This is a genomic window from Streptomyces sp. NBC_01471, assembly GCF_041438865.1.
GTDB lineage: Bacteria > Actinomycetota > Actinomycetes > Streptomycetales > Streptomycetaceae > Streptomyces.
This window is the reverse complement of record NZ_CP109450.1, coordinates 2,358,055-2,384,046: the sequence shown is the minus strand read 5'-3', so window position 1 is coordinate 2,384,046 and position 25,992 is coordinate 2,358,055. Positions and strand designations below refer to the sequence as shown.

At 69.4% G+C, this 25,992-nt stretch carries 23 protein-coding genes and 1 riboswitch; of the genes, 9 read left to right on the top strand and 14 right to left on the bottom strand.

The features are described from left to right. Nucleotides 1–44: 44 nt before the first annotated feature. Nucleotides 45–674 carry a peptide deformylase gene (gene def, locus OG285_RS10220; RefSeq protein ID WP_356827232.1) on the top strand — a complete coding sequence of 210 codons (630 nt, stop codon included), beginning with the start codon at nt 45–47 and terminating at the stop codon, nt 672–674. Here the strand turns inward: def and OG285_RS10215 are convergent. Next, nucleotides 650–2,554, bottom strand: coding sequence for a family 20 glycosylhydrolase (locus tag OG285_RS10215; protein ID WP_371790803.1), 1,905 nt, complete (start codon nt 2,552–2,554; stop codon nt 650–652). The two genes, def and OG285_RS10215, sit on opposite strands and share 25 nt — an antisense overlap. A 268-nt stretch (nt 2,555–2,822) precedes the next feature. Between OG285_RS10215 and OG285_RS10210 the strand changes: the two genes are divergently transcribed. Next, a complete protein-coding gene (locus OG285_RS10210; protein WP_371790802.1) occupies nt 2,823–3,599 on the top strand; it encodes a hypothetical protein in 777 nt (258 codons plus the stop codon). A 78-nt stretch (nt 3,600–3,677) separates the two neighbouring features. Here the strand turns inward: OG285_RS10210 and OG285_RS10205 are convergent, their stop codons facing one another. The 6 genes from OG285_RS10205 to OG285_RS10180 form a co-directional block, all read right to left on the bottom strand. Continuing rightward, a complete protein-coding gene (locus OG285_RS10205) occupies nt 3,678–4,154 on the bottom strand; it encodes a TetR/AcrR family transcriptional regulator (protein WP_371790801.1) in 477 nt (158 codons plus the stop codon). 133 nt (nt 4,155–4,287) lie between these two features. Continuing rightward, nucleotides 4,288–5,313, bottom strand: coding sequence for a ribonucleotide-diphosphate reductase subunit beta (locus OG285_RS10200; protein ID WP_356827228.1), 1,026 nt, complete (start codon nt 5,311–5,313; stop codon nt 4,288–4,290). Next, the gene (locus OG285_RS10195; protein WP_356827227.1) at nt 5,313–7,670 is read right to left on the bottom strand and encodes a ribonucleoside-diphosphate reductase subunit alpha; all 2,358 of its coding nucleotides are present in this window, start codon (nt 7,668–7,670) and stop codon (nt 5,313–5,315) included. Before OG285_RS10195 ends, OG285_RS10200 begins: the two co-directional genes overlap by 1 nt. A 127-nt stretch (nt 7,671–7,797) precedes the next feature. Then, a riboswitch (cobalamin riboswitch) is annotated at nt 7,798–7,929 on the bottom strand. A 283-nt stretch (nt 7,930–8,212) separates the two neighbouring features. Then, nucleotides 8,213–9,844 (bottom strand): monocarboxylate uptake permease MctP, encoded by a 1,632-nt coding sequence (mctP, locus tag OG285_RS10190; RefSeq protein ID WP_371790800.1) that lies wholly within the window; start codon nt 9,842–9,844, stop codon nt 8,213–8,215. Beyond that, nucleotides 9,841–10,083, bottom strand: a complete 243-nt coding sequence (locus OG285_RS10185; RefSeq protein ID WP_328331285.1) for a DUF3311 domain-containing protein — start codon at nt 10,081–10,083, stop codon at nt 9,841–9,843. Before OG285_RS10185 ends, mctP begins: the two co-directional genes overlap by 4 nt. 339 nt (nt 10,084–10,422) lie before the next feature. Beyond that, nucleotides 10,423–11,187: a GntR family transcriptional regulator gene (locus OG285_RS10180; protein ID WP_356827225.1), complete on the bottom strand. Its 765-nt coding sequence runs from the start codon at nt 11,185–11,187 to the stop codon at nt 10,423–10,425. A 303-nt stretch (nt 11,188–11,490) separates the two neighbouring features. On the opposite strand from OG285_RS10180, the gene OG285_RS10175 reads away from it, so the two are divergent. The 4 genes from OG285_RS10175 (at nt 11,491) to OG285_RS10160 (ending at nt 16,192) form a co-directional block, all read left to right on the top strand. Further along, the gene (locus tag OG285_RS10175; RefSeq protein WP_356827224.1) at nt 11,491–12,771 is read left to right on the top strand and encodes an extracellular solute-binding protein; all 1,281 of its coding nucleotides are present in this window, start codon (nt 11,491–11,493) and stop codon (nt 12,769–12,771) included. Between the two features lie 83 nt (nt 12,772–12,854). Next, on the top strand, nt 12,855–13,841 hold the full coding sequence (locus OG285_RS10170; protein WP_356827223.1) for a sugar ABC transporter permease: 987 nt from the start codon (nt 12,855–12,857) through the stop codon (nt 13,839–13,841). Beyond that, entirely contained in the window at nt 13,838–14,668 is an 831-nt protein-coding gene (locus OG285_RS10165) for a carbohydrate ABC transporter permease (protein ID WP_356827222.1), read from the top strand. The genes OG285_RS10170 and OG285_RS10165 overlap by 4 nt, the downstream gene beginning before the upstream one ends. A gap of 9 nt (nt 14,669–14,677) precedes the next feature. Further along, a complete protein-coding gene (locus OG285_RS10160; RefSeq protein ID WP_371790799.1) occupies nt 14,678–16,192 on the top strand; it encodes a glycoside hydrolase family 3 protein in 1,515 nt (504 codons plus the stop codon). A gap of 79 nt (nt 16,193–16,271) precedes the next feature. On the opposite strand, the gene nagB is transcribed toward OG285_RS10160, so the two are convergent. Next, nucleotides 16,272–17,057 (bottom strand): glucosamine-6-phosphate deaminase, encoded by a 786-nt coding sequence (nagB, locus tag OG285_RS10155; protein ID WP_356827220.1) that lies wholly within the window; start codon nt 17,055–17,057, stop codon nt 16,272–16,274. 679 nt (nt 17,058–17,736) lie between these two features. Here nagB and OG285_RS10150 point away from each other — a divergent pair. After that, nucleotides 17,737–19,203, top strand: coding sequence for a histidine kinase N-terminal domain-containing protein (locus OG285_RS10150; protein WP_371793496.1), 1,467 nt, complete (start codon nt 17,737–17,739; stop codon nt 19,201–19,203). A gap of 240 nt (nt 19,204–19,443) precedes the next feature. Here the strand turns inward: OG285_RS10150 and OG285_RS10145 are convergent, their stop codons facing one another. Both OG285_RS10145 and OG285_RS10140 read right to left on the bottom strand, forming a co-directional pair. Beyond that, the gene (locus OG285_RS10145; RefSeq protein ID WP_004937597.1) at nt 19,444–19,701 is read right to left on the bottom strand and encodes a WhiB family transcriptional regulator; all 258 of its coding nucleotides are present in this window, start codon (nt 19,699–19,701) and stop codon (nt 19,444–19,446) included. 320 nt (nt 19,702–20,021) lie between these two features. Beyond that, nucleotides 20,022–20,990, bottom strand: coding sequence for a diacylglycerol kinase family protein (locus OG285_RS10140; protein ID WP_356827219.1), 969 nt, complete (start codon nt 20,988–20,990; stop codon nt 20,022–20,024). An 82-nt stretch (nt 20,991–21,072) separates the two neighbouring features. Between OG285_RS10140 and OG285_RS10135 the strand changes: the two genes are divergently transcribed. Beyond that, nucleotides 21,073–21,501: a hypothetical protein gene (locus OG285_RS10135; protein WP_356827218.1), complete on the top strand. Its 429-nt coding sequence runs from the start codon at nt 21,073–21,075 to the stop codon at nt 21,499–21,501. A gap of 30 nt (nt 21,502–21,531) precedes the next feature. On the opposite strand, the gene OG285_RS10130 is transcribed toward OG285_RS10135, so the two are convergent. The 3 genes from OG285_RS10130 to OG285_RS10120 all read right to left on the bottom strand — a co-directional run bounded on the left by OG285_RS10130 (nt 21,532) and on the right by OG285_RS10120 (nt 23,426). Then, nucleotides 21,532–22,563: an RNA polymerase sigma factor SigF gene (locus OG285_RS10130; RefSeq protein WP_371793495.1), complete on the bottom strand. Its 1,032-nt coding sequence runs from the start codon at nt 22,561–22,563 to the stop codon at nt 21,532–21,534. Then, on the bottom strand, nt 22,452–22,865 hold the full coding sequence (locus OG285_RS10125) for an anti-sigma regulatory factor (RefSeq protein WP_327295308.1): 414 nt from the start codon (nt 22,863–22,865) through the stop codon (nt 22,452–22,454). The genes OG285_RS10130 and OG285_RS10125 overlap by 112 nt, the downstream gene beginning before the upstream one ends. Before the next feature lie 300 nt (nt 22,866–23,165). Continuing rightward, the gene (locus tag OG285_RS10120; RefSeq protein ID WP_356827216.1) at nt 23,166–23,426 is read right to left on the bottom strand and encodes a UBP-type zinc finger domain-containing protein; all 261 of its coding nucleotides are present in this window, start codon (nt 23,424–23,426) and stop codon (nt 23,166–23,168) included. A gap of 44 nt (nt 23,427–23,470) precedes the next feature. On the opposite strand from OG285_RS10120, the gene OG285_RS10115 reads away from it, so the two are divergent. Continuing rightward, a complete protein-coding gene (locus OG285_RS10115) occupies nt 23,471–25,069 on the top strand; it encodes a Na+/H+ antiporter (RefSeq protein ID WP_356827215.1) in 1,599 nt (532 codons plus the stop codon). Here the strand turns inward: OG285_RS10115 and OG285_RS10110 are convergent. Next, nucleotides 25,045–25,956, bottom strand: coding sequence for a 1-aminocyclopropane-1-carboxylate deaminase/D-cysteine desulfhydrase (locus OG285_RS10110; RefSeq protein ID WP_371790798.1), 912 nt, complete (start codon nt 25,954–25,956; stop codon nt 25,045–25,047). The two genes, OG285_RS10115 and OG285_RS10110, sit on opposite strands and share 25 nt — an antisense overlap. Nucleotides 25,957–25,992: the final 36 nt, after the last annotated feature.

Sequence of the window (25,992 nt, the reverse complement as noted above, 5' to 3'; positions counted from 1 at the left end):
TGTACGGGATCGATCCGGGTTTTTGAGGAAGGCGTACGGCGGACATGTCGCAGCAGCAGACGGACCAGCAGGTCAATGACGGTTTCGTCGTGGACACCGAGGACTGCGAGGAGCGCGAGGAGGCCCACCGCGCCCGTGGCACCGCCCGTCCCATCACCGTCGTGGGCAACCCCGTCCTCCACCGGGAGTGCAAGGACGTCACGTCGTTCGACGCCGAGCTCGCCCAGCTGATCGACGACATGTTCGCCAGCCAGAAGGCCGCCGAGGGCGTGGGCCTGGCCGCGAACCAGATCGGTGTCGACCTCAAGGTCTTCGTCTACGACTGCCTCGACGACGACGGGCAGCGCCACGTCGGAGCCGTCTGCAACCCGGTACTCACCGAGACCCCGGCCGAGCGCCGCCACCTCGACGAGTCCAACGAGGGCTGCCTCTCCGTCCCGACCGCGTACGCCGAGCTGGCCCGCCCCGACTACGCCGAGGTCACCGGCCAGGACGCCGAGGGCAACCCGGTGAAGCTGCGCGGCACCGGCTACTTCGCCCGCTGCCTCCAGCACGAGACGGACCACCTGCACGGCTACCTGTACATCGACCGCCTGTCGAAGCGCGACCGCAAGGACGCGCTCCGGCAGATGGAAGAGGGCACGCCGCGCTACGAGACCGTTCCGAACGTCTGACCGCGCAGCGACTGGACCGCGGCGCCGTCCGGAGCCCGTTCGCCGACGGCGAGCTGGGAGACGGCGTTGCGGATCAGCAGGCCGCCGGCCGAGCGCTCCAGCTGCCAGCGCTGGGTGCGTGAGTCCGCCGAGCAGGTGTTCACCGAGAGCTCCGAGCCCACATCGAGCGGAGCCCCGGTGTGCAGCTCGCCCCGGTTGTCCTCCAGGCACTGGCCGGTGGCCGACGTCAGGGTGTAGTAGCCGTCGTCGGTGGCCTTCAGCGTCCAGGCCGCGGACGGGTCCGTTCCGAACACCACGTCAGAACCGGCCGCCGGGGCAAGGGTCTTGTGGTCCTCGGCCGTCAGCTTGTAGGTGCCGTCGGCGACCGGCGTACGGTCGGTGTCCGACCAGCCCGGGGCGTGCCCGATCTTCTTCGCGAGCGCCTCGAAACCGGCGTACGTCGGGCTCGGCTTCGGCCCGCCCCAGGTCGCCTGCGCGATGAACCGCAGCGGCATGAAGGTCTTGGCCTCGACCTCGTTCTCGGTCTCGGCCGCCGCGCTGTCCGGCCAGAGGGAGATCTTCGCGCCCGTCAGATTGGCGGGCTTCGACGCCAGGGTCTGGCCTTCGAACTCCAGCGGGGACCAGTCGCTGTCGTACAGCCGCTGGGTCTGCGTCGTGTAGCCGCCGCGTACGAGATAGAGCGAGTACGCGGAGTTCATCACGGGACGGCCCTCGGCGATGAGCTGGGACGGCGTCTCCATGGTGCCGCCGCTGGTCCAGTGCTCGACGGTGACGTCACGGTCGAGCGGGACGGCCGAGTTCTTGCCGGTCAGCCCGTCGTTCCAGATGCGCAGCGGGTGTCCGGCGGCCTTCACATGGGAGTTGACCCGGTTGATGAAGTCGGTGAAGAGATCGTCCGGGGTCGCTCCGGCGCCGAACCGCTTCACCGCCTCGGCCCGCAGCTGCGGGTAGTCGGGGTACGCGGAGCCGATCATGTACTCGTCCGCGCCCATGTGCCACTGCTTGGCGCCCCAGGCCTTCAGCGCCTCGTCGACCAGCGAGGTGTAGTAGGTCAGCGCCGCCGGCCCGGAGATGTCCAGCCGGGTCGGTGACGGCACCCCGTTCTTGTCCTTGAGCTGGAGCTCGGGGTGGTTCTTCAGATACGGGTCCATGTGGCCTGGGGAGTTGATCTCGGGGACCAGCTCGATGTGGTACTTCGCCGCCAGCGCGGCCAGCTGCCGGACCTCCGTCTTGGTGTAGTAGCCCCAGAAGGCGGTCTCCGGGTCGACGTCGCTCCTGACCTTGGCCTCGATCCAGAGCTGGTTGAGCTTCTGGGACGCCATGTCCTTCATGAGCCGCTCGAACCACGGGACGGAGACGTGGATGTAGCAGGCGCACACGCCGACACCGCGCTCGCGGTACGCGGGGATGTCGGTGGCGGAGCCGCGGGCCGCCCGGCTGTCGTCGTTCAGGAGCTGGAGCACGGTGCGAGTGCCGTAGAAGACACCGGTGGAGGTGGCCGCGGTCACGGTCACCCGGTCGCCCACCGAGATGCGGTAGCCCTCCTTGCCCAGCCGGTCCTGGAGGGAAGGCTGTCGGGCCAGTACGACATCGCCGTCCCGGGCCGCGCCGTGGGTGACCCGGTGGTGTCCTGTCAGCTCGCCGGCGAAGCGTCCGGCGTCGGTGTCCGTACGGTGGTCCGTGCCCCGCAGCACGATGCGGGCGCGCCCGGTCAGCGTGAACCGGCCCGCCTCACCGTGCCATTCACTCAGCGCGGGCAGCACCTCGGGCGGTGCGCCGCCGGCTGTCTCCCCGGCCGCCGCGCTCCGCACCGGCAGCACCGCCGCACACAGCGCGGCAACTGCCGCCAGGGCCACGGCCGCGGAATGTCGGCTTGCCATCCGCATGATCGTCCACGTCCTTCCGTAGGGCTGGTGCCCCGACCTTCACGGGGACCGGATGACATGTCCATGGACGAGAGGTGCGTGCTCTTGGACAAAGCTGACGTGTGACGTCGGACGGCTGGCCGTCCGTACGGAGAGGTGTCAGCCCGCGTCCGGGAGGGCGGCGGGCCGCGCACGGGCGGTGCACCGGCCGCCGCCTCGGCCCGCGCGGCTGACCGGCCGGCCTTACTCTGTGCTTCGTCAGTTGAAGTATCAAGGAGGGGACATGCGCAGAACTGCGCTGTTGGCCGCGGCATCCGGTGTCGCGGCTCTGGTGGTACTGGGGGCTCCGGCGGCTCACGCCGAGGGCAAGGGGGACATCAGGGTCACGAAGACCGTGGTGAACAACGGGGGCAACGTCATTGTGGGGGTGCATGACGTCAAGACGTTTCCGGTCACCTTCACGGTCAAGGACAACTCAGGGGTGAAGGGCCTCAGCCGGGTCAGCATCTTCAACTCGAAGAACGGCTACGGCGTCGGGGACTGGACCGGGAACAGCTGTCACAAGTCGAACAGCACGACATCGGTCTGCACCGAGACCTTCCAGGTGCGTCCTGGCTCGTTCAAGTCGTCCGTGGACATCGACCCCAACGAACTCGCCGGCACCTGGCAGGTCAACGCCACCGTCCAGGCGAAGGACGGTGACTACTGGATCCACGACAGCCTCGCGCACTTCGACTTCAAGCGCGCGTCGACGCTCACCACCGACGCCACCCCCGAGCCCGTCGCCAAGGGGGCCAAGCTCACCGTCAGGGGCAAGCTCGCACGGGCCAACTGGAACGACCTCAAGTACCACGGTTACTCGAAGCAGAACGTGAGGCTTCAGTTCAAGAAGACGGGTGCGGCGGGCTACTCGACGGTCAAGACGGTGCAGACCAGCTCCACGGGCACCCTGAGCACCACGGTCACGGCGACCGCGTCGGGCACCTGGCGCTGGAACTTCTCCGGTACGCACACGACCATGGCGATCACTTCCGCCGGTGACGCGGTGAAACTGCGCTAGTTCCGCTGCCGGCAACAGCTGAAGAGTCATCCGGTCCTGTGACCCCGGCCGCCGACGGCCGCGGTCACAGGACCGTTTTCATGACCCCGCAGGCCTGCGCAGCCCCGAGAGCAGGTGGATGACGACCTGCCCGGCCTCGCGAGCCGCCTTCCCGGGGGCACGGGCGAAGGCCACCGATGTCGCTGCCTCGCAGAGCATGCGGAAGATCACGGTTGCCGCGGCGTCCAGGTCGGCGGGCTGCGGTTCACCGCGCTCGTCCAGCAGTTCCAGCAGGAAGCGCATCTGCGGCAGCGCCAGCTCTTCGTCGATCCTGCGGCAGCGTTCGGCGCCGAGGACCCCGGCCGACTGCCGCAGCAGGGGCCTCTTGTCCGCGTCGGTCTCGAAGCTGCGCAGGAAGGCCCGGGCCGAGGACTCCGCGAGCGCCCACGGAGACGCCCCTTCGGCCGATGCGGCCTCCGCGACCTGCGCCATCACGGCCCGCTGACTCTCGCGGAAGACCTCGTCGAAGATCGACCGCTTGTCGGGGAAGTGATGGTGGACGGCCCCCTTGCTCACCCAGGGCGTTCGGGTGCGGAGTTCGCCGATCGCCGACCGAAGACCGCGGGGCTGTCCCGGGACGTATCCCGGGACAGCCCCGCAGCCGTGGTCGTTCCCCTGCTTTCCCTGACTCCTGCCGTCCCCGAACGGATCAGAAGTCGTCGTCGAAGGAGACCGAACCCTCGACCGCGACCTGGTACGCCGAAGGGCGCCGTTCGAAGAAGTTCGTCAGCTCCTGCACACCCTGCAGCTCCATGAAGGAGAACGGGTTCTCCGAGCCGTACACCGGGGCGAAGCCCAGCCGGGTCAGCCGCTGGTCGGCCACGCACTGGAGGTACTCGCGCATCGACTCGGTGTTCATCCCCGGCAGCCCGTCGCCGCACAGGTCCCGGCCGAACTGCAGCTCAGCCTCGACCGCTTCGCGCATCATGTCGGTGACCTGCTGGCGCAGCGCGTCGTCGAAGAGCTCGGGCTCCTCCTTGCGGACCGTGTCGACCACCTCGAACGCGAAGTTCATGTGCATGGTCTCGTCGCGGAACACCCAGTTGGTGCCGGTCGCGAGACCGTGCAACAGCCCCCGCGAGCGGAACCAGTACACGTACGCGAAGGCCCCGTAGAAGAACAGCCCCTCGATGCACGCGGCGAAGCAGATCAGGTTCAGCAGGAAGCGGCGGCGGTCCGCCTGCGTCTCCAGCTGGTCGATCTTCTCGACCGAGTCCATCCACCGGAAGCAGAACTGCGCCTTCTCACGGATGGAGGGGATCTCCTCGACCGCGTCGAAGGCCGCCGCACGGTCCTCCGGGTCGGGGAGATAGGTGTCGAGCAGCGTCAGATAGAACTGGACGTGCACGGCCTCCTCGAACAGCTGGCGCGAGAGGTACAGCCGCGCCTCGGGGGAGTTGATGTGCTTGTAGAGCGTCAGCACCAGGTTGTTGGAAACGATCGAGTCGCCCGTCGCGAAGAACGCGACCAGCCGGCCGATCATGTGCTGCTCACCCGGCGAGAGCTTGCCCAGGTCGGTCACGTCCGAGTGGAGGTCGACCTCCTCGACCGTCCAGGTGTTCTTGATCGCGTCGCGGTAGCGCTCGTAGAAGTCCGGGTAGCGCATCGGACGCAGGGTCAGTTCGAAGCCCGGGTCGAGCAGGTTCTTCGCGGTCTTCTGGGGTTCGTCACTCATTACTGGCAGGCCTCGCAGGACTCGGGGTTCTCAAGGGAGCAGGCGATGGCGTCCGCGTCGGCGGCGGCCGGTGCCTGCTGGGCGGGGACGGTGGCGGAGCGCGCCGCCCGCGCGATGCGCGTCGCCGGACGCGAGCGCAGGTAGTACGTGGTCTTGATGCCCTGCTTCCACGCGTACGCGTACATCGAGGAGAGCTTCCCGATGGTGGGCGTCTCCAGGAAGAGGTTCAGCGACTGGCTCTGGTCGATGTACGGGGTACGGGCCGCGGCCATGTCGATCAGACCGCGCTGCGGGATCTCCCACGCCGTGCGGTACAGCGCCCGGACCTCCTCGGGGATCCAGCTGAAGCCCTGCACCGACCCGCTGGCCTCGCGCAGCGCCTCGCGGGACTGCGCGTCCCAGACGCCCAGTTCCTTCAGCTCGTTCACCAAGTACGCGTTGACCTGGAGGAATTCACCGGAGAGCGTCTCGCGCTTGAAGAGGTTGGAGACCTGCGGCTCGATGCACTCGTACACCCCGGCGATCGAGGCGATGGTGGCGGTCGGAGCGATGGCGAGGAGCAGCGAGTTGCGCATCCCGGTCTTCGCGATCCGGGCGCGCAGCGCGTCCCAGCGCTCCGGCCAGGTGAGCTCGGTCGCGTAGTGGTCGGGGTGCAGCACACCACGCGCCGCACGGGTCTTCTCCCAGGCGGGGAGCGGTCCGCTCCTCTCGGCGAGGTCGCAGGACGCCTCGTACGCGGCGAGCATGATCCGCTCGGAGATCCGCGTGGAGAGCGCCTTCGCCTGCGGGGAGTCGAAGGGCAGCCGCAGCTGGAAGAAGACGTCCTGGAGCCCCATCAGGCCCAGGCCCACCGGGCGCCACTTGGCGTTGGAGCGGCCCGCCTGCTCGGTCGGGTAGAAGTTGATGTCCACGACCCGGTCGAGGAAGGTGACCGCGGTGCGGACGGTCGCGTCGAGGCGCTCCCAGTCGAGCGAGCCGCCGGAGACGAACGCGCCGACGTTGACCGAGCCCAGGTTGCAGACGGCGGTCTCGCCGTCGTCCGTCACCTCCAGGATCTCGGTGCACAGGTTCGACGAGTGGACGACGGAGCCGGGCTCGGCGGTCTGGTTGGCCGTACGGTTCGACGCGTCCTTGAAGGTCATCCAGCCCTGGCCGGTCTGTGCGAGGGTGCGCATCATCCGCCCGTACAGCTCCCGCGCCGGGATGGTCTTCCTGGCCAGCCCGTCGGCCTCCGCCTTGCGGTACGCGGCGTCGAAGGCGTCGCCCCACAGATCGGTCAGCTCCGGTACATCGGCGGGCGAGAACAGCGACCAGGTGCCGTCCGTGTCGACCCGGCGCATGAACTCGTCGGGCACCCAGTGGGCCAGGTTGAGGTTGTGCGTACGCCGGGCGTCCTCACCGGTGTTGTCGCGCAGCTCCAGGAACTCCTCGATGTCCGAGTGCCAGGTCTCCAGGTAGACGGCTGCGGCGCCCTTGCGCCGGCCGCCCTGGTTCACCGCCGCGACCGAGGCGTCGAGGGTCTTGAGGAAGGGGACGATGCCGTTGGAGTGCCCGTTGGTGCCGCGGATCAGCGAACCGCGGGAGCGGATGCGGGAGTACGAGAGACCGATGCCGCCCGCGTGCTTCGACAGGCGCGCCACCTCGTGGTAGCGCCCGTAGATCGAGTCCAGCTGGTCGAGCGGCGAGTCCAGCAGATAGCAGGAGGACATCTGCGGGTGCCGGGTGCCCGAGTTGAAGAGAGTGGGGGACGAGGGCAGATAGTCGAGGCGGCTCATCAGCCCGTACAGCGAGCCGACCTCCGCCAGGGCGCCGGCCGATTCGTCGGCGGCCAGGCCGCAGGCGACCCGGAGCATGAAGTGCTGGGGGGTCTCGATCACCTGGCGGGTGATCGGGTGGCGCAGCAGGTAGCGGCTGTAGAGGGTGCGCAGCCCGAAGTATCCGAAGCGGTCGTCGGCTTCGGTGTCGATGGTCGCGTCGAGCCGGGCCGAGTGGAGCTTCACGAACGCGGCCGTGCGGTCGGCGATCAGGCCCTCGCGGTGTCCGACGGCGACCGACGAGGAGAACGACACCGCGCCCTGTCCCGCCGCCTCGTCCGCGATGGTGCGGGTGAGCAGCCTGGCGGCCAGCCGCGAGTACGCGGGGTCCTCGGAGATGAGACCCGCGGCCGCCTCGGTGGCCAGCTCCCGCAGCTCGGCCTCGTCCGACGCGGCGTTGCGTCCGCGCAGGGCGGCAGCGGCGACCCGGCCCGGGTCGGTGTCGGTGAGATCGGCGGTGAGGTCGGTCAGGGTCCGCAGCAGTACGGTTCCCGGGGCATCCGCCACCTGCTCGGAGACAGGTGCGGTGGGCGCGATGGTCACGGTGCGCTCTCCCTCGCTCGGCTGGGGCCGGCGGGGGCACGGGTGCGTACGGGCACAGCAGAGCAGCACACCGCACAGCATCCGCAGGCCCAACCGCGAGGCCCGGACGTTTCCCATCCGGTTCGGTCGAGCCGGATGCGCCGTCGGCAGGTCCTCGGACTCCACGGTGCGCGAAAGCGCACTGATCACACCGTTGCGGGACAGTTCCGGATTCGCACCGGATTCCCCTGCGGCGACAGCGAGCATGAGCATACATGTGGGGTGCCCGTCGGAAAGCACCCCCCATATGTTGTGTCGTGCGGGCGAAATGGATCGCCGGAGGGGCAGCCCGTACGTCGGCGTACGCCGCCCCGGGAGTGGCTCCCAGGCCCTCTCAGGCGTCCCTGCGAAGCCCGGCCGGGAGCAGATCGCGCGGGCCCCGGCCCGTGCGGGCGGGGTGGCCGGGGCGGGCCGCGAGACGACGTCACAGGACCGCGCGCACGGCGAGGGCCGCCGCGTCTCCCGGGAACGGAGACGCGGCGGCCCTGGTGGAGCGGGTGGGCTCAGTGGCCGGCGGGGGCGCCTGCCGTGGCCGACGGGAGCTCCACCTCGACGCCCTCGTCACCGGCGTCGGCCGTGTAGTCCTCCGGGGAGGTCTCGTCGATTCCGGCGGGCGCCTTCACCGCGTTGAGCACGACGGTGAGCACCAGCGTCACGACGACGTTCAGCACGAACGCGGTCAGACCGATGTAGCCGATCTGGCCGATGCCCGGGATCTCCTTGGAGGAGCCGCCGAAGTGCGCCTGCGTCGGGCTCGCCACGCCGTACGCGGCGAGTGTGCCGTACACCATGCCGACCGCCCAGCCCGCGAGCAGTGCCCAGCGGTGGAACCACCGGGTGAAGAGCCCGCCGACCAGCGCCGGCATCGTCTGGAGGATCCAGATGCCGCCGAGGAGCTGGAAGTTGATCGCCACCGTCGGGTCCATGGCGAGCACGAAGAGGAGTGCGCCGACCTTCACCACGAGCGAGACCAGCTTGGAGACCTTGGCCTCCTGGGCGGGTGTCGCGCCCGGTTTGATGAAGTCCTTGTAGATGTTGCGGGTGAACAGGTTCGCCGCCGCGATGGACATGATCGCGGCCGGTACCAGCGCGCCGATGCCGATGGCGGCGAAGGCCACGCCCGCGAACCAGTCGGGGAACATGTTCTCGAACAGCTGCGGGATCGCCAGCTGGCCGTTCTTCACCTTGATGCCCGCGGCGATCGCCATGAAGCCGAGCAGCGCGAGCAGCCCCAGCATCAGCGAGTAGAGCGGCAGGATCGCGGTGTTGCGGCGGATCACGTTGCGGCTGCGCGAGGAGAGCGTCGCCGTGATCGAGTGCGGGTACATGAACAGCGCGAGCGCCGATCCGAGCGCCAGCGTCGCGTAGCCCCACTGGCCGGCGGCGCCCGGCGCGAGCGCTCCGCGCGGCTTGCCCGTCGCCGGGCTGGTCTGCGAGAACGCGTGGCCGGCCTTGGCGAAGATGTCGTCGAAGCCGCCGAGCTTGACCGGGATGTAGATGATCGCCACCAGGATGACGATGTAGATCAGCCCGTCCTTGACGAAGGCGATCAGCGCGGGGGCCCGCAGCCCCGAGGAGTACGTGTACGCGGCGAGCACCGCGAAGGCGATCAGCAGCGGGAGGTCCTTGACGAACCAGTTGCTGCCCTCGCCGCCGACGCCCATGACGTCGAGCACCGCCTGGATGCCGACCAGCTGGAGGGCGATGTACGGCATCGTGGCGAGGATGCCGGTGACCGCGACGGCCAGCGAGAGTCCCTTCGAGCCGAACCGCCCCCGGACGAAGTCCGACGTGGTGACGTACCCGTGCTTGTGCGAGACCGACCAGAGCCGCGGCAGGAAGGTGAAGATCAGCGGGTAGACCAGGATCGTGTACGGCACGGCGAAGAACCCGGCCGCGCCCGCCGCGTAGATGGCCGCGGGGACGGCGACGAAGGTGTACGCCGTGTAGAGGTCGCCGCCGAGCAGGAACCAGGTGACCCAGGTGCCGAACGAGCGCCCGCCCAGGCCCCATTCGTCGAGGGTGGCCGCGTTGTCGGCGCGGCGCCAGCGGGCGGCCATGAAGCCGACGACCGTGACGGCCACGAAGAAGAAGATGAAGACGCCGAGAGCGACTCCGTTCACTCCGTCCTTCATGCGGACGCACCCCCCTTGCGGGCGCGCTGGTCACGCTGCCACAGCTTGTACGCGGTCATCGTGAGCGCCGTCGAGATGAGCACCCAGAGCATCTGGTACCAGTAGAAGAACGGGATACCGATGAAGGCCGGGTCCACCTTCGCGTACGAACTCACCCAGAGCATGGCGACAAAGGGTGCGATCAGGCATACCGCGATGATCACGCGCACCGGCGTGATCACCGGTCTTTTCTCGGGCATGGTGCGGTCCGTCCCCTCACTGAGCACCTGGTACAACGCGCCAGAAATCTAGGCGAGGATGCTCATTCGGCGGAACCCCTATCCGCATACCGGAACGGCAACGCCGGTCATCCTGGGGGATTTCGGTGAAGAGTGCCCCTTCTGCGGGGTGTTGACGCAGGTCGTCCCGGCGGGCGGCGGTCCGCCGCCCGGACCCCGGCCTCAGTCCGTCGGCCGCCGCAGCCGTGCCACGCTGTGCTTGCCCGGGGGGCGACCCCCGGACCCCCGGCCTCAGTCCGTCGGCCGCCGCAGCCGTGCCACGCTGTGCTTGCCCGGGGGGCGACCCCCGGACCCCCGGCCTCAGTCCGTCGGCCGCCGCAGCCGTGCCACGAACTTGTAGCGGTCGCCGCGGTAGACCGAGCGCACCCACTCCACCGGCTCGCCCCGCTCGTCGATCGAGTGGCGCGAGAGCATCAGCATCGGCAGCCCCACGTCCGTACCGAGCAGCCCGGCCTCCCGCGGGGTGGCCAGTGAGGTCTCGATCGTCTCCTCGGCCTCGGCCAGCCGGACGTCGTACACCTCGGACAGTGCGGTGTACAGCGAGGTGTACTTCACGAGTGAGCGGCGCAGCGCGGGGAAGCGCTTGGCCGACAGGTGCGTCGTCTCGATGGCCATCGGCTCACCGCTCGCCAGCCGCAGCCGCTCGATACGCAGCACGCGCCCGCCGGCCGTGATGTCGAGCAGCCCCGCGAGGGTGTCGTCCGCGGTGACGTAGCCGATGTCCAGCAGCTGGGAGGTGGGTTCGAGGCCCTGCGCCCGCATGTCCTCGGTGTACGAGGTGAGCTGCAGGGCCTGCGAGACCTTGGGCTTGGCCACGAAGGTGCCCTTGCCCTGGATGCGTTCCAGCCGGCCCTCCACGACCAGTTCCTGGAGCGCCTGGCGCACGGTGGTGCGTGAGGTGTCGAACTCGGCTGCCAGGGTCCGCTCCGGCGGCACCGGGGTGCCCGGCGGCAGCGTCTCCGTCATGTCGAGCAAGTGACGCTTGAGCCGGTAGTACTTGGGCACCCGCGCGGTGCGTCCGGGTGCCGCGCTTTCCGGCCCGGTGGTCCCCCCGCTGGTGCTCATGGCCTGCCTTCCCGAGTGCTGCGCTGCTGCCGTCACCGGCTCCTCCGTCTGTCGCGGCTCACATGGTGGCACGGTCCGGTCACGGGTCGTCGCCCTCCCTCAGGTGTCGGTCCGATAACGGACACGACAGCCTTTCTTATACACCCTTGACACCCCAATAGGTCTAGGCCAAGCTCCCGGTACTGGTCTAAACCATTAAAGACCAGGTCCCAGCCCCACGGGCAGTACCGGTCGCACTTGTTGTGGCAGAAACGGCGTTCTCGGGTGGTGGGGGGAAGATTTTGCATCCCTGAGGAGGGTGTCGTGAAGCGCGGACTCATCGCGGCGATCGGTGTGGCGGCAATGCTGGCAAGCGTCGCGGCCTGTGGCTCGGACGACAGCAAGGACAGCAAGAAGGCGGGGGCCGACGGCTACAAGGGGCAGACCCTGACCGTCTGGGCGATGGACGGGTCCACGCCTCCCGGCTGGACGAAGGACCTCAAGGCCGCCTTCAAGAAGAAGACCGGCGCCACGGTCAAGTTCGAGACGCAGAAGTGGGACGGGATCCAGCAGAAGATCACCACCGCTCTCTCCGAGTCGACCCCGCCGGACGTCATCGAGGTCGGCAACACGCAGACCCCGGCGTACGCGGCGACCGGCGGCCTCGCCGACCTCAGCGACCTGAAGAGCGAGATCGGCGCCGACTGGACGCCGTCGCTCAGCAAGTCCTCGGTCTACCAGGGCAAGTCGTACGCCGCGCCCTGGTACTTCGCCGACCGCGTCGTCATCTACAACAAGAAGGTCTGGGCGGACGCCGGCATCACCGGCACCCCGAAGACCCGCGCCGAGTTCTTCAAGGACCTCGACGCGATCAAGAAGAAGGGCCAGGCCGAGCCGATCTACCTGCCCGGCCAGAACTGGTACTTCTTCGACGGCCTCACCATCGGCCAGGGCGCGGACCTCGTCAAGAAGGACGGCGACAAGTACGTCTCCAACCTCGGCGACCCCAAGGTCACCGCCGCCATGGAGCTCTACAAGAAGTACCAGTCGTACTCCAAGGCGCCCAAGGACAAGGACGAGGCCACCCCGCAGCAGGCCGAGGTCTTCGCCAAGGGCAACGTCGGCGCCTTCGTCGGCATGGGCTGGGAGGCCGCCACCGCCGTCGCGGCCAACAAGAAGATCGCGAAGGACATCGGCTACTTCACCATCCCCGGTGAGACGGCCGCCAAGCCCGAGGGCGTCTTCCTCGGCGGTTCGAACTTCGCGGTGGCCGCGGCCAGCAAGAAGCAGGACCTGGCCAAGGAGTTCCTGAAGATGGCGCTCGGCGACAAGTTCGAGGGCGCGCTCGCCAAGGAGAGCGGCGTCGTCCCGAACAAGGCGTCGCTCGACTCCAACCTCAAGGGCAACGCCGCTGGCGAGGCCGCCGCACCCGCCGCGGCTGTGTCGGGCGGCACGACCCCGCTCATCCCCGAGTGGGCCTCCGTCGAGAACGAGCCCAACCCGATCAAGAGCTACATGACCTCGGTCCTCTCCGGGAAGTCGCCGGCCGCCGCCGCGGCCGCCGTCGAGGGTGAGATCAACAAGCGCCTGGCGCAGAAGAGCTGACCGCAGGCGCCGGGGGGCGGGCCACCGCCCCCCGGCGTCCCCGCATGGATCTCGACCGTACGGCTCAAGAAGAGATGGCGAGCATGTCAGTGCAGACCGAACAAGCGGACTCGGTCCCCAAGGCCGGCCCCCGCAAGGAAGACGTGCCCCCCGGCGGCCCGGCGGCGGCGACCCGGAGGAGAGCCGGGAGCGCGGGGCCCTATCTGCTCCTGCTGCCCGCACTGCTCGCCACCGTGGTGCTGCTGGGGTACCCGCTGGTCAAGAACGGCATGCTGTCGTTCCAGAACCTCAACCCGCGCCAGCTGATCCTCCACCTGACCGAGTGGAACGGCTTCTCCAACTACCAGGACGTCCTGGGCGGCTCGGACTTCTGGAAGGTCGTCGAGCGGTCGGTCTTCTTCACCGCGGCTAACGTCGTGCTGATCATGCTCCTCGGCACGCTCACCGGCCTGCTGCTCGCCCGCCTCGGCAAGAAGATGCGGCTGCTCCTCATGCTCGGCCTGGTGCTCGCCTGGGCCATGCCGGTCATCGCCGCCACCACCGTCTACCAGTGGCTGTTCGCCCAGCGCTTCGGTGTCGTGAACTACGTACTCGACAGCCTCGGCTGGCACTCGATGGCCGACTACAACTGGACCGGCAGCCAGTTCTCCACCTTCTCGGTGGTGACACTGCTGATCGTCTGGCAGTCGGTCCCCTTCGTGGCGATCAACCTCTATGCCGCCTCGACGACCATCCCCAAGGAGCTGTACGAGGCCGCGTCGCTCGACGGCGCCGGGAGCTGGAAGAGCTTCACCTCGGTGACGTTCCCCTTCCTCAAGCCGTTCCTGCTGGCCACGACGTTCCTCGAAGTCATCTGGGTCTTCAAGTCCTTCGCCCAGCTCTTCGCGATCAACGGCGGCGGCCCGGACCGGCTCACCGAGACCCTGCCCGTGTACGCCTTCGTCGAGGGCGTCGGCAACCAGCACTTCGGCATGGGCGCGGCGATCTCGTTCCTGACGATCATCGTGCTGCTCGTGCTGACCGGCTACTACCTTCGCACCGTACTGAAGCAAGAGGAGGACGAGCTGTGAGGCGCTCACTGTTCGGCCGGTTCTGGCCCAACGCAACGGCGATCATCCTCTTCCTGGGCTTCGCCTTCCCCGTCTACTGGATGTTCAGCACGGCCTTCAAGCCGACCGGCGACATCATCACCGACACCCCCGTGTGGTTCCCGACGGACTTCACCTTCTCGCACTTCAGCAAGGTCGTCAGCGCGGACCACTTCTGGACGCTGGTGCGCAACTCCGTGCTGGTCACCGTCATTTCGGTGCTCTCGTCACTGGTGATCGCGCTTCTCGCGTCGTTCGCCATGGCGCGGATGCGCTTCAAGGGCAAGCGCGGGGTGCTCCTGACGTTCATGATCGCGCAGATGGCCCCCTGGGAGGTCATGGTCATCGCGGTCTACATGCTGGTCCGCGACGCCGACATGCTGGACAGCCTGGTCCCGCTGACGGTTTTCTACATGATGATGGTGCTGCCCTTCACGATCCTGACGCTGCGGGGCTATGTGGCCGCGGTGCCCAAGGAGCTGGAGGAATCCGCCATGGTCGACGGCTGTACCCGGCCCCAGGCGTTCGTGAAGGTGATCCTCCCGCTGCTCGGCCCCGGGCTGATGGCCACCTCGCTCTTCGGCTTCATCACCGCGTGGAACGAGTTCCCGCTGGTGCTCATCCTCAACAAGGACATCGGGTCGCAGACGCTCCCGCTGTGGCTCTCCCAGTTCCAGACGGCGTTCGGCGACGACTGGGGCGCGACCATGGCGGCCTCCTCGCTCTTCGCCATCCCGATCCTGATCCTCTTCGTCTACTTGCAGCGCAAGGCGGTCAGCGGTCTCACCTCCGGTGCAGTGAAGGGATAACGGCGCTCCATGACCACCATCACCACGGGCACGGACAAGCTCACCCGCGATGCCCTCGCCGTCCTCCAGCCCGGCTTCGCCGGCACCACGGCCCCCGACTGGCTGCTGCGCAGGATCGGCGAAGGGCTCGCGTCCGTCGCCCTGTTCGGCCGCAACGTCACCAGCGCCTCCCAGGTCGCCGCGCTCACCGCCCGGCTGCGGGCCGAGCGGGACGACGTCCTCGTCGCGATCGACGAGGAGGGCGGCGACGTCACCCGCCTCGAAGTGCGCACCGGGTCCTCCTTCCCCGGCAATCTCGCGCTCGGGGCGGTCGACGACCCGGAGCTGACCCGGGCCGTCGCCCGCGAGCTGGGCCGGCGCCTCGCCGAGTGCGGGGTCAACCACAACTGGGCCCCGTCCGCCGACGTCAACTCCAATCCGGACAACCCGGTCATCGGCGTACGGTCCTTCGGCGCCGACACCGCACTGGTCGCCCGGCACACCGCCGCGTACGTCGAGGGAATGCAGGCCGCCGGAGTCGCGGTCTGCACCAAACACTTCCCCGGCCACGGCGACACCGCCGTCGACTCGCACCACGCGATGCCCCGGATCGACGTGGACCTGGCGACGCTGCACGCCCGCGAACTCGTCCCCTTCAGAGCCGCCATCGCGGCGGGTTCCAAGTCGGTCATGAGTGCGCATATCCTGCTTCCCGCACTCGATCGCGAGCGCCCGGCGACGCTGAGCCCGCAGATCCTCACCGGGCTGCTGCGCCGCGAACTCGGTTACGAGGGGCTGATCGTCACCGACGGTATCGAGATGCGCGCCATCGCATCGGCGTACGGCATCGAACGCGGCACCGTCCTCGCCATCGCGGCGGGCGCCGACGCCATCTGTGTGGGCGGCGGCCTCTCGGACGAGGGCACCGTACTGCGGCTGCGCGACGCGCTGGTGGCGGCGGTACGGGCGGGCGAACTGCCCGAGGAACGGCTGGCGGACGCCGCCGGGCGCGTACACGCGCTCGCGGGGTGGACCCGCCGGGCCAGGGGGGCATCGGAGCCGGGCGCGGCGTCGCAGGAGGGGACCGCGCCCGGTACCGATATCGGGCTCGTCGCTGCCCGCAGGGCGCTGCGGGCCACCCCGTCGGACCACCGGCCGCTGACCACCGCCCCGTACGTAGCCGTCTTCGCCCCGGGGGCGAACATCGCCGTCGGCGACGAGACCCCGTGGGGCATCGCAGCCGAGCTGGCCGCACTGCTGCCCGGCACCGGGACCGGCACATACGGGGCGGACAGCGCACCGGCCGACGTGCTCTCGGCCGCGGGGGAGCGCACGATCGTCGCGGTCGTCCGTGACGCCCACCGCCACCCGTGGATGACGGCCGCGCTGGACGCGCTGCTCGCGGCCCGCCCCGGCACGGTCGTGGTCGAGATGGGGGTCCCGCGGGCGGAGCCGCGCGGCGCTCTGTATCTGGCGACGCACGGCGCCGCCCGGGTCTGCGGCCGGGCGGCGGCCGAGTTCATCACGGGCGCCACCGGTCGGTAGCACCGAGGCGGAGCGGAACGAGTGGGCCGGGCACCCCGCGGGTGCCCGGCCCTTCGCCGTTCTTCGCTGTGCCGCTGCGCTACAGGCCCTGCCACTCCGGCTTCGAGGCGAACGTCGCGCGGAAGTAGTCGGCCAGCTTCAGCCTGGACGCGGCCGCCTCGTCCACGACGACCGTCGCGTGCGGGTGCAGCTGGAGCGCGGAGGCGGGCACGACGGCTGCCACGGGACCCTCCACGGTCTGCGCCACGGCCTCGGCCTTGCCCTCCCCGGTGGCCAGCAGCACCACATGGCGGGCCTCCAGGATCGTCCCGATGCCCTGGGTGATGACGTGGTGCGGCACCTGGTCGATGTCACCGTCGAAGAACCGGGCGTTGTCGACCCGGGTCTGCTCGGTGAGCGTCTTGATCCGGGTGCGGGAGGCGAGCGAGGAGCAGGGCTCGTTGAAACCTATGTGCCCGTCGGTGCCGATGCCCAGGAGCTGGAGGTCGACCCCGCCGGCCTCGGCGAGCGCCCTGTCGTACGCCGTGCAGGCCGCCGGGATGTCCTCGGCCGATCCGTCGGGTCCCATGAAGGAGGTCTCGGTCAGCCCGAGCGGTTCCACGACCTCGCGCAGCACCACCGAGCGGTACGACTCGGGATGCCCGGCCGGCAGCCCCACGTACTCGTCGAGCTGGCAGATCCGGGCCCGCGCGGCGTCGACGGCCCGTGCGCCCACCTTGGCGGCCAGCGCCTCGTAGACGGGCAGCGGGGTCGACCCGGTGGCGACACCGAGCAGGGCGTCGGGCTTGCGGCGCAGCAGTTCGGCCATGGCCTCCGCGATGACCTCGCCGCCTGCCTTGGCGTCCGGGACGATGACAACTTCCACGCTGGGCCTGCCGATCTGGAGAGTGCAAACATGTGGTATAGACCAATCTAGCAGAGTGCCCCTCTCCCGCCAGGAGTTCCCCCTCATCTCATGTTCGACCGGTGACGCGGGGATCGCATGCGGGCCCGGAGTCACCGGTCGACGGGGGGCCGCCGGGATCGCGCGGCTGCTCCACGAGTCCGCCGCCGCGCTCACGGAGCCGGCCCATCCGCGCGGCTGCCTCGTGATCAGCGCCGCTGCCAACTGCTCGACGGCAGAGGTGGAACAGGACCTCCGTGACCGGCGGAACGCGAACATCGCGGAGTTCGAGCGCCGGATCAGGGCCGATGTGAAGACCGGCGAGCTGCCGGCCGGCGCGGACGCGCGGGCGCCGGGGAGGAGTGAGTCCGCGGCATCGCCCCGGAAACGACTGCGGGCCGCGGCGCCGGTGCGGTCGGGACCCTCGGCCCGGCCGTACGGCACCGCAGCCCTCAGCTGCTTCGGCCGTCAGGTGTGCGGTGCCCGGCGGCCGTGGGAGGTCTTGGCGCAGTCAGGGCAGAGAGCGCCGCGTACCTCGTCTCCACTCTCCTGTGCGGGGAGAGCGGAAGTCTTTGCACGCACATTGTGGACTAGACCATTCGCCTCTGTCCATGCGTACGACAGAAAGAATCCGGCGGGTACGCTCACCCACGTGCCCTCCATGAACGATCTCGTACGCCAGCACACCGCTCTGAGTGACACCGACCTCGAGTGGCTGCACCTGCTGGTCTCGGAGTGGCAGCTGCTCTCCGACCTGTCCTTCGCCGACCTCGTGCTGTGGGTGCCCACCCGCGACGGCACCCGCTATGTCTCCGTGGCGCAGATGCGGCCGAACACCGGCCCCACCTCCTACCAGGACGACATGGTCGGCCATCTCGTTCCACGCGGCCGGCGTCCGCTGCTCGACGCCGCCCTCGACGAGGGGCGGATCGTGCGCGAGGGCGACCCGGAGTGGCGCGAGGAGGTGCCGGTGCGGGTCGAGTCCATTCCGGTGCGCCGGGAGGGCCGGGTGCTCGGGGTGATCGCCCGCAACACCAATCTGCTCACCGTCCGTACGCCGTCGCGCCTCGAACTCACCTATCTCCAGTCGGCGTCGGACCTGGCCCAGATGATCGCCGCGGGGTCGTTCCCCTTCCCCGGCCAGCAGGTCGACATGGACGCGTCCCCGCGGGTGGGGGACGGGATGATCCGTCTCGACGCGGACGGGGTGGTCCTGTACGCGAGCCCCAACGGACTCTCCGCCTACCACCGCCTCGGGCTCGCGTCCGACCTGGTCGGCCAGCACCTCGGCCAGCTGACCACCGACCTCGCACCGGCCCGCGGCCCGGTGGACGAGGCCATGGTCAAACTGGCCAGCGGCTACGCGCCGAGGGAGACGGAGGTCGAGGGGAACGACGGGGTGATCCAGCTCCGTGCCATCCCGCTCTCCCCGAAGGGCACCCGGATCGGCTCGCTGGTGCTGCTGCGGGACGTCACGGAACTGCGTCGCCGCGAGCGTGAGTTGATCACCAAGGACGCCACCATCCGGGAGATCCACCACCGGGTGAAGAACAACCTCCAGACGGTGGCGGCACTTCTGCGCCTCCAGGCCAGGCGGATGGACTCGGACCGCGGCAGGGAAGCGCTCAACGAGGCGGTGCGGCGCGTCGGTTCCATCGCGATCGTCCACGAGACGCTCTCGCAGAATCTGGACGAACGCGTCGAGTTCGACGAGATCGCCGACCGTGTCATCGCGATGGTGGCCGAGATCTCGCCGGGCAAGATCGAGTGCCGCCGCACGGGCCGCTTCGGCATCCTGGACGCCGAGGTCGCCACCCCGCTCTCCATGGTGCTGACCGAAGTCCTGCAGAACGCGCTGGAGCACGCCTTCGGGCCGGGCGAGCTGGGCACCGTCGAGGTCTCCGCCGTCCGGGGCGGGATGCGCGAGGACGCCAGGCTGCTCATCACGGTGCAGGACGACGGGCGCGGACTGCCCGACGGCTTTGACGCGAAGACAGCGGGGAACCTGGGGCTGCAGATCGTGAGGACGCTGGTGGAGGGGGAGCTGGGCGGCTCCTTCGACATGGTCCGGGCTCCGGAGCGTGGCACCCAGGTGGTGCTCGACATACCGGTCCCGGGCGACGCGTAGCCGGTCCGCCCGGCGGACTGCGGTCCACGGGCGGGCGCGGCCCCCGGGCGCAGCAATGAGCCCCGGACCGAAGTGGTCCGGGGCTCACTGTGCTGCTCACTGTGTGCTGGGGGAGAGGAACTCTCCCGGCGTTGTCCTACTGCGTGCGCATCGGGGGTACTGCGCGCTGCGTTTCGGGGGCGACGGTGGTGCGTACTCGCTGTACGCGCGCCGCCTGGCTCAAGCTCGTGAACAGGGTGGTCAGGCGGTCGCGTTACGCGCCCGGTTGCGAGCGGCACGGCGCTTCATTGCGCGGCGCTCGTCCTCACTGAGGCCACCCCAGACGCCGGAGTCCTGGCCGGACTCAAGCGCCCACTGCAGGCACTGCTCCATGACGGGGCAGCGGCGGCAGACGGCCTTGGCTTCCTCGATCTGCAGCAGCGCGGGACCGGTGTTGCCGATGGGGAAGAACAGCTCCGGGTCTTCCTCACGACAAACGGCGTTGTGACGCCAGTCCATGGCTGCTACCTCTCTTAGGGTGTTACGTGCAGGTTGCTTGTGAATGTGAACGCTTTCACGAATCCCCCGACAAGTGAAGGGCCGACTTCCAGATGACCTGGTTGTGGTCCTGTGTGTTGAGGAGGGGTTCTGGCTTTCAGGGAGGCCGGTGTTGCGGGCCGTCCCGAGCGCCATGTAGAGATTCGCAAACCTCGGCTGCGGATACAACCCCTTCTGGAAAGTTTTTTTTGATTCCTCGGTGTCGGCTAGGTCACAGCCGTACTTCCATGGGGTGGATCCCAGCCCAAACGTTCGAGTTAAAGGACTTTGGGCTCTTCCACTCACACAATCACACGCAGTGCACGGCGTACGCCTGTGAACGTCACGCTCGTGCGGAGCCCCAGGTGGTCGCCGTCCATCTGGAAGGGGAGTCGAACCTTGGAATGCAAGGAGAAGTCGGTCAGGTCATGCAGCGAAACTGCGTGCTTTCCGTGGGGACCTCGTTCGGGCGTCGAGGTGAGCAATTGAGTAGCGAAACGTGCCACATGAGCGGGTGACATTTTCGACAGCCCCAGCACATCGAGCGCGGTGTCGAAGGACGCTTCGGGGGAGGCGTACATCGGGCGATTGCCCAGGTAGGTATAGGGAGACGTGTTGCAGATTATGGACATCACGAGGTCCGTGACCGGGTCCTCGCCGGGGCGTTCCAGGGTGATCGCGCCGTGCCTGCGGCTCGGCTCGTCGAGGAACTGGCGGACCACCTGACGCACATAGAGGGCGTGGGTGGACCGCTTTCCGCGTTCCCGTTGCTGTTCGACCCGGCCGACGACGCCCGCGTCGAACCCGAGTCCGGCACAGAACGTGAACCAGCGCGAGGGAACCCCCTCGTCCGCCGTGCCCGGGGTGCCGGCCGCCAGGCCCAGGCCGACCGTCCGCTCGCGGCGCTCACGCAGCGCGTCCAGGAGTGCGCCGGTCGCCTCCACCGCGTCGTTGGGCAGGCCGAGCGCGCGGGCGAAGACGTTGGTGGAGCCGCCGGGGACGACCGCCAGGCCCGGCAGCCCGTCGAGGTCGGGTCCGTGGTGCAGGAGCCCGTTGACCACCTCGTTGACCGTGCCGTCACCGCCGAGAGCGACGACGAGGTCGATGTCGTCGCTCTCCGCGGCCCGTCGGCCCAGGTCGCGGGCGTGCCCCCGGTACTCGGTCGTGACGGCCTCCAGCTTCATCTCGCTGGCCAGTGCGTGGAGCAGTACGTCACGAGTGCGGGCACTGGTGGTGGTTGCTGCCGGATTGACCACGAGGAGTGCGCGCATGACCAGAAGATTACCTACCGCTTGGTACCGGGCCCAGCCCCGGCCTCGATCGGGCCCCCGCGGTGCCCGCTACCCTGCAGGGGTGAGTACCGACCAGACCGCAGAGCAGCCCAGCGGACCCCGCCCCACCCGTCTGACCGCCGCCGCGGCGCTGGCCGCGCTGGAAGGGGCGGCGATGGCCGCCGGGGGGCTGTACGTGATCGGGAAGGGCGTGTTCGCCGACGGCGACAGCCCCGAGCAGTCCGTACTGGCCGGTCTGACGCTGATCGTGCTCGCCCTCATCCCGCTGCTCGCGGCCCGCGGACTGCTGCTCCGCCGCAGCTGGAGCCGGGGCCCGGCGATCGTCACGCAGATCATCGCGCTGCCCGTGGCGTGGACGCTGCTCTCGGCGCAGGGCGTGCTGATTCCCGCGGGGGCGGTGCTCGCGGTGGTGGCCCTGGCGGCGCTCGTCCTGCTGGTGAACCCGACGACGGCCAGGGCGCTGGGGATCAGGGGCGCACGGGGGGCCTGAGCCGTACCGCCCGTGCCCCCCGGCTGCCGGTTACTCCTCGACCAGCAAACGCTCCCGCAGCTGGGCCAGTGTCCTGGCCAGCAGCCGCGAGACATGCATCTGCGAGATCCCCACTTCCTGGGCGATCTGCGACTGCGTCATGTTCCCGAAGAACCGGAGCAGCAGAATCCGCTTCTCTCGCGGGGGCAGATCCTCCAGCAGCGGCTTGAGGGACTCGCGGTACTCGACACCTTCGAGCGCCTCGTCCTCCGAGCCCAGGGTGTCCGCCACCGCCGGCGACTCGTCGTCCGTGTCGGGCACGTCCAGCGAGAGGGTCGAGTACGCGTTCGCGGATTCCAGGCCCTCCAGGACCTCTTCCTCCGAGATGCCAAGACGCTCCGCCAGCTCATGGACCGTGGGCGCCCGGCCGTGCTGCTGGGAGAGCTCCGCGGTGGCCGTGGTCAGCGACAGCCGCAGCTCCTGGAGGCGGCGCGGCACGCGGACCGCCCAGCCCTTGTCCCGGAAGTGCCGCTTGATCTCGCCGACCACCGTCGGTGTCGCGTACGTGGAGAACTCCACCCCGCGGTCCGGGTCGAACCGGTCCACCGACTTGATCAGACCGATTGTGGCGACCTGGGTCAGGTCGTCCAGCGGCTCCCCGCGGTTGCGGAAACGGCGGGCCAGATGCTCGACCAGCGGCAGATGCATCCGCACCAGCCTGTTGCGCAGTTCGGCCTTCTCGGGGGAACCGTCCGGGAGCTCGCGCAGCTCGATGAAGAGCGCCCGCGCCCCGCTGCGGTCCCGCGGGTTGTGCTGCTCGTGGTGCTCGTGTTGCTCGCTCATGAGGCCCGCCTGATCCGCCGACTCCAAAAGGCCGTCCACCGGATGCGGCCGGGCCTGTTGCTCCGGGATGTCCCCCGTGCCCAGCGCCCGCCCGCCGCGCTCGTCGTCCCGCACCGGTCCGTCCCCGTTCACGCCGGTCCAGGTCCAGCGCCGCGCTGTTTGTACAGACTGATGCTGACCGTACGGTCGTCGGCCACCGTCGACTCGACCTTGCCCGCCAGTGCCGAGAGCACCGTCCAGGCGAAGGTGTCGCGCTCCGGTGCGCGGCCGTCCGTGGTGGGCGCGGACACCGTCACTTCGAGGGAGTCCTCGACGAGGCGGAACACGCAGCTCAGCACGGAGCCCGGCACGGCCTGCTGAAGCAGGATCGCGCAGGCCTCATCGACCGCGATGCGCAGGTCCTCGATCTCGTCGAGGGTGAAGTCCAAGCGTGCTGCGAGGCCGGCCGTGGCCGTGCGCAGCACAGACAGGTAGGCACCCGCAGCGGGCAGCCGGACTTCCACGAAGTCCTGGGTCCCGGGCTCGCCTGCGATCTGGGACACCCTCACCTCCAAGGTGGCACAAGCTCGTTCATGGTCGGGGAAATACTGCTCCCGCAACCGTGCGTGACATGGTCGCTTCCTGACGCCGTGACGCTATCGCGATCCAAGGTTCCCTGTCGCCAGGACCCCCACCCCACGACTGTCACTCATGGTAAGCCCATGAGTACATACGGTCGCCAGGGGTGTGCACATCCGATTGTGGCGCTGTGATTCTCCGGAATGTCCGGCGGCTCCGTGGGGTTCCCCCCGGGTGCTTCGGCCAACTGGAAAGACGCAGCGAACGGTTGACGTACCCAGAGCTCAGACGATCGAACCGTCGACAAAGCACCACCGCCAGCTCTCTCCCGGCTCGAAACTCCGCATCACCGCGTGCCCGGTCTCCTTGAAGTGCCCGGTGGCGTGCTGGTGCGGGGACGAGTCGCAGCAGCCCACATGCCCGCACACCAGGCACAGGCGCAGCTGTACGGGATGGCTCCCGATGGCCAGGCACTCGGGACAGGTGTCGCTCAACGGGGCCGGCTCGGGGCGCGGCAGTTCTGCAACATGCTGGCACTCGCTCATGATTGCCAGGTTACGACGGACCGGGACCGAGGGCGGGGAGACCCATGGACGCATTGCCGCTGGTGGCACTGGTGGCGGGCAGCGCGGCGGTGGCGGGCGCGGCACGCCGGACACCGGTGGCCGCCCCGCTGCTGCTGGTCGCCGTCGGGCTGGGCGCCGCGTATCTGCCGGGGGTGCCCGAGTACACCCTGGATCCGGGCGTCGTCCTGCCGCTGGTGCTGCCGCCGCTGCTCTACACGGCGGCCGTCGACTCCTCGTACCTGGACCTCCGTGCCAATCTGCGGCCCGTCGCGCTGCTCTCGGTCGGCTATGTGCTCTTCGCGACCCTCGCGGTGGGCTGGCTCGCCCATCTGATCGTGCCGGATCTCCCGCTCATCCCTGCCCTGGTGCTCGGCGCGGTGATCGCACCGCCCGACGCGGTGGCGGCCACGGCCATCGCCCGGCGCCTCGGGCTGCCCTCCCGGCTCACGACGGTCCTGCAGGGTGAATCGCTCGTCAACGACGCGACCGCGATCACCGCCTACAAGGTGGCACTGGCGGCCGCGGTGGGCGCCGGGGTCTCCTGGGCGGAGGGGCTCCGGGAATTCGCACTGGCGTCGGTCGGCGGAATCGGCGTCGGTCTGGTCCTGATGGTTCCGCTGCACTGGCTGCGTACGCATCTCAAGGAGGCGCTGCTGCAGAACACCCTCTCGCTGCTGATTCCCTTCGTCGCCTATGCGGCGGCGGAGCGGGTGCACGCTTCGGGGGTGCTCGCCGTGGTGGTTGTCGCGCTCTATCTGGGACACCGTTCCTGGCAGGTCGACTTCGCCACCCGGCTTCAGGAGGAGGCCGTCTGGAAAATGGTCTCCTTCATTCTCGAATCGACGGTCTTCGCGCTGATCGGACTGCAATTGCCCTTTGTGCTCCGGGGGCTTGGGGCTTACGGCGGAGCAGAGGCCGCCTGGTATGCGGCGGCCGTTTTCGTGGTGGTCGTGGTGGTGCGCTTCGTCTGGGTGTTTCCCGCCACTTTCCTGCCGCGGGTGATCTCCAGCAGGATCCGGGAACGCGAACCCGATACGGACTGGACCGCGCCGGTCGTCGTCGGCTGGGCCGGAATGCGCGGCGTGGTCTCGCTCGCCATCGCCTTCTCGATCCCGCTGACCGCGCACGGCGCACCGTTCCCGGCCCGGAATCTGGTGCTGTTCCTGACCTTTACGACGGTGATCGCCACGCTGGTCGTCCAGGGGCTCTCCCTGCCGCCGCTGATCCGGCTGCTCAGGATCCCGGGCCGTGACACGCACGCCGAGACGCTCGCCGAGGCCCAGGCGCAGAACGAGGCGTCCCAGGCGGCGGAGGACCTGCTGAACTCGATGCTGGCCGACGAGGACAACGGACTCCCGGAACCACTCGCCGACCGGTTGCGCACCGTGATGGCGCGGCGCAGGAACGCGGTCTGGGAGCGGCTCGGCACGGTGAACGAGCACACCGGGGAGAGCGCCGACGAGACCTACCGGCGGCTCGCACGGGCGATGATCGGCGCCGAGCGCGCGGTCTTCGTCGAGCTGCGCGACCGGCGGCGCATCGACGACGAGCTCCTCCGGACGCTGCTGCGCAGGCTCGATCTGGAGGAGGCGGCGGCCTACCGCGAGGAGGAGTCGGGCTGACCGGTGATGACGGCGGCGATCCGGGTGCCCGCCGGGAACGCGCCATCGGCGGCCAGCTCCGTCAGCCCGTACAGCATTTTGGCGACATAGACCCGCTCGACGGGGACTCCGTGCCGCTCCTCGAATCCGGCGGCGAAGGATTCGAGCTCAGGGGTCGTGCGGGCGTACCCGCCGCAGTGGAACCGGTCGTCGAGGCGCCAGTCACCGGTGCGGGCTCCGAAGGCGGCCTGCTGGAGCGCCGCGACCTCGGTGGCGAGGAAGCCGCCCTTCAGGACGGGGAACCCGATGGCGCGCTGGTCCGCCGTGAGGCCGGCCGCCAGGCCCGCGAGCGTGCCGCCGGTGCCGACGGCCACCGCCACGGTGTCGGCGAGCCCGTGCAGTTCCCGGCCGAGCGCGCGGCAGCCGCGCACGGCCGCGGCGTTGCTGCCGCCCTCGGGGACGACGTACATCCCGGCGGTGTCGAGACCGGCCGGGACCGCCTTGGCGCGGTAGGCCCCGCGGTCCACGAAGTACAGCCGCATACCGTCGGCGGCGCACTGCGCGAGGGAGGGGTTGAGCGGGCGGTGGGCCAGCTCGTCGCCGCGTACGACACCGACCGTCGGGAAGCCGAGCAGCCGGCCCGCCGCTGCGGTGGCCCGCAGATGGTTGGAGTACGCGCCGCCGAACGTCAGCACGGTCCGCCCGGCGGCTGCCGTCAGATTGGGCACGAGTTTGCGCCATTTGTTGCCCGGCAGATCCGGATGGATCAGGTCGTCACGTTTGAGCAGCAGCCGTACGCCGTTCCGGGTGAAGCGCTCGTCGTCGAGCGGCTCCAGCGGCGACGGCAGCAGCGGCCGCAGCCGGTGGTGACCGGCGCCGGGACCGGGATCGGGGACTCCAGGGGACATGGGCTCATTGTCCGCCCCGGTCGTCCGCCCCGGTCG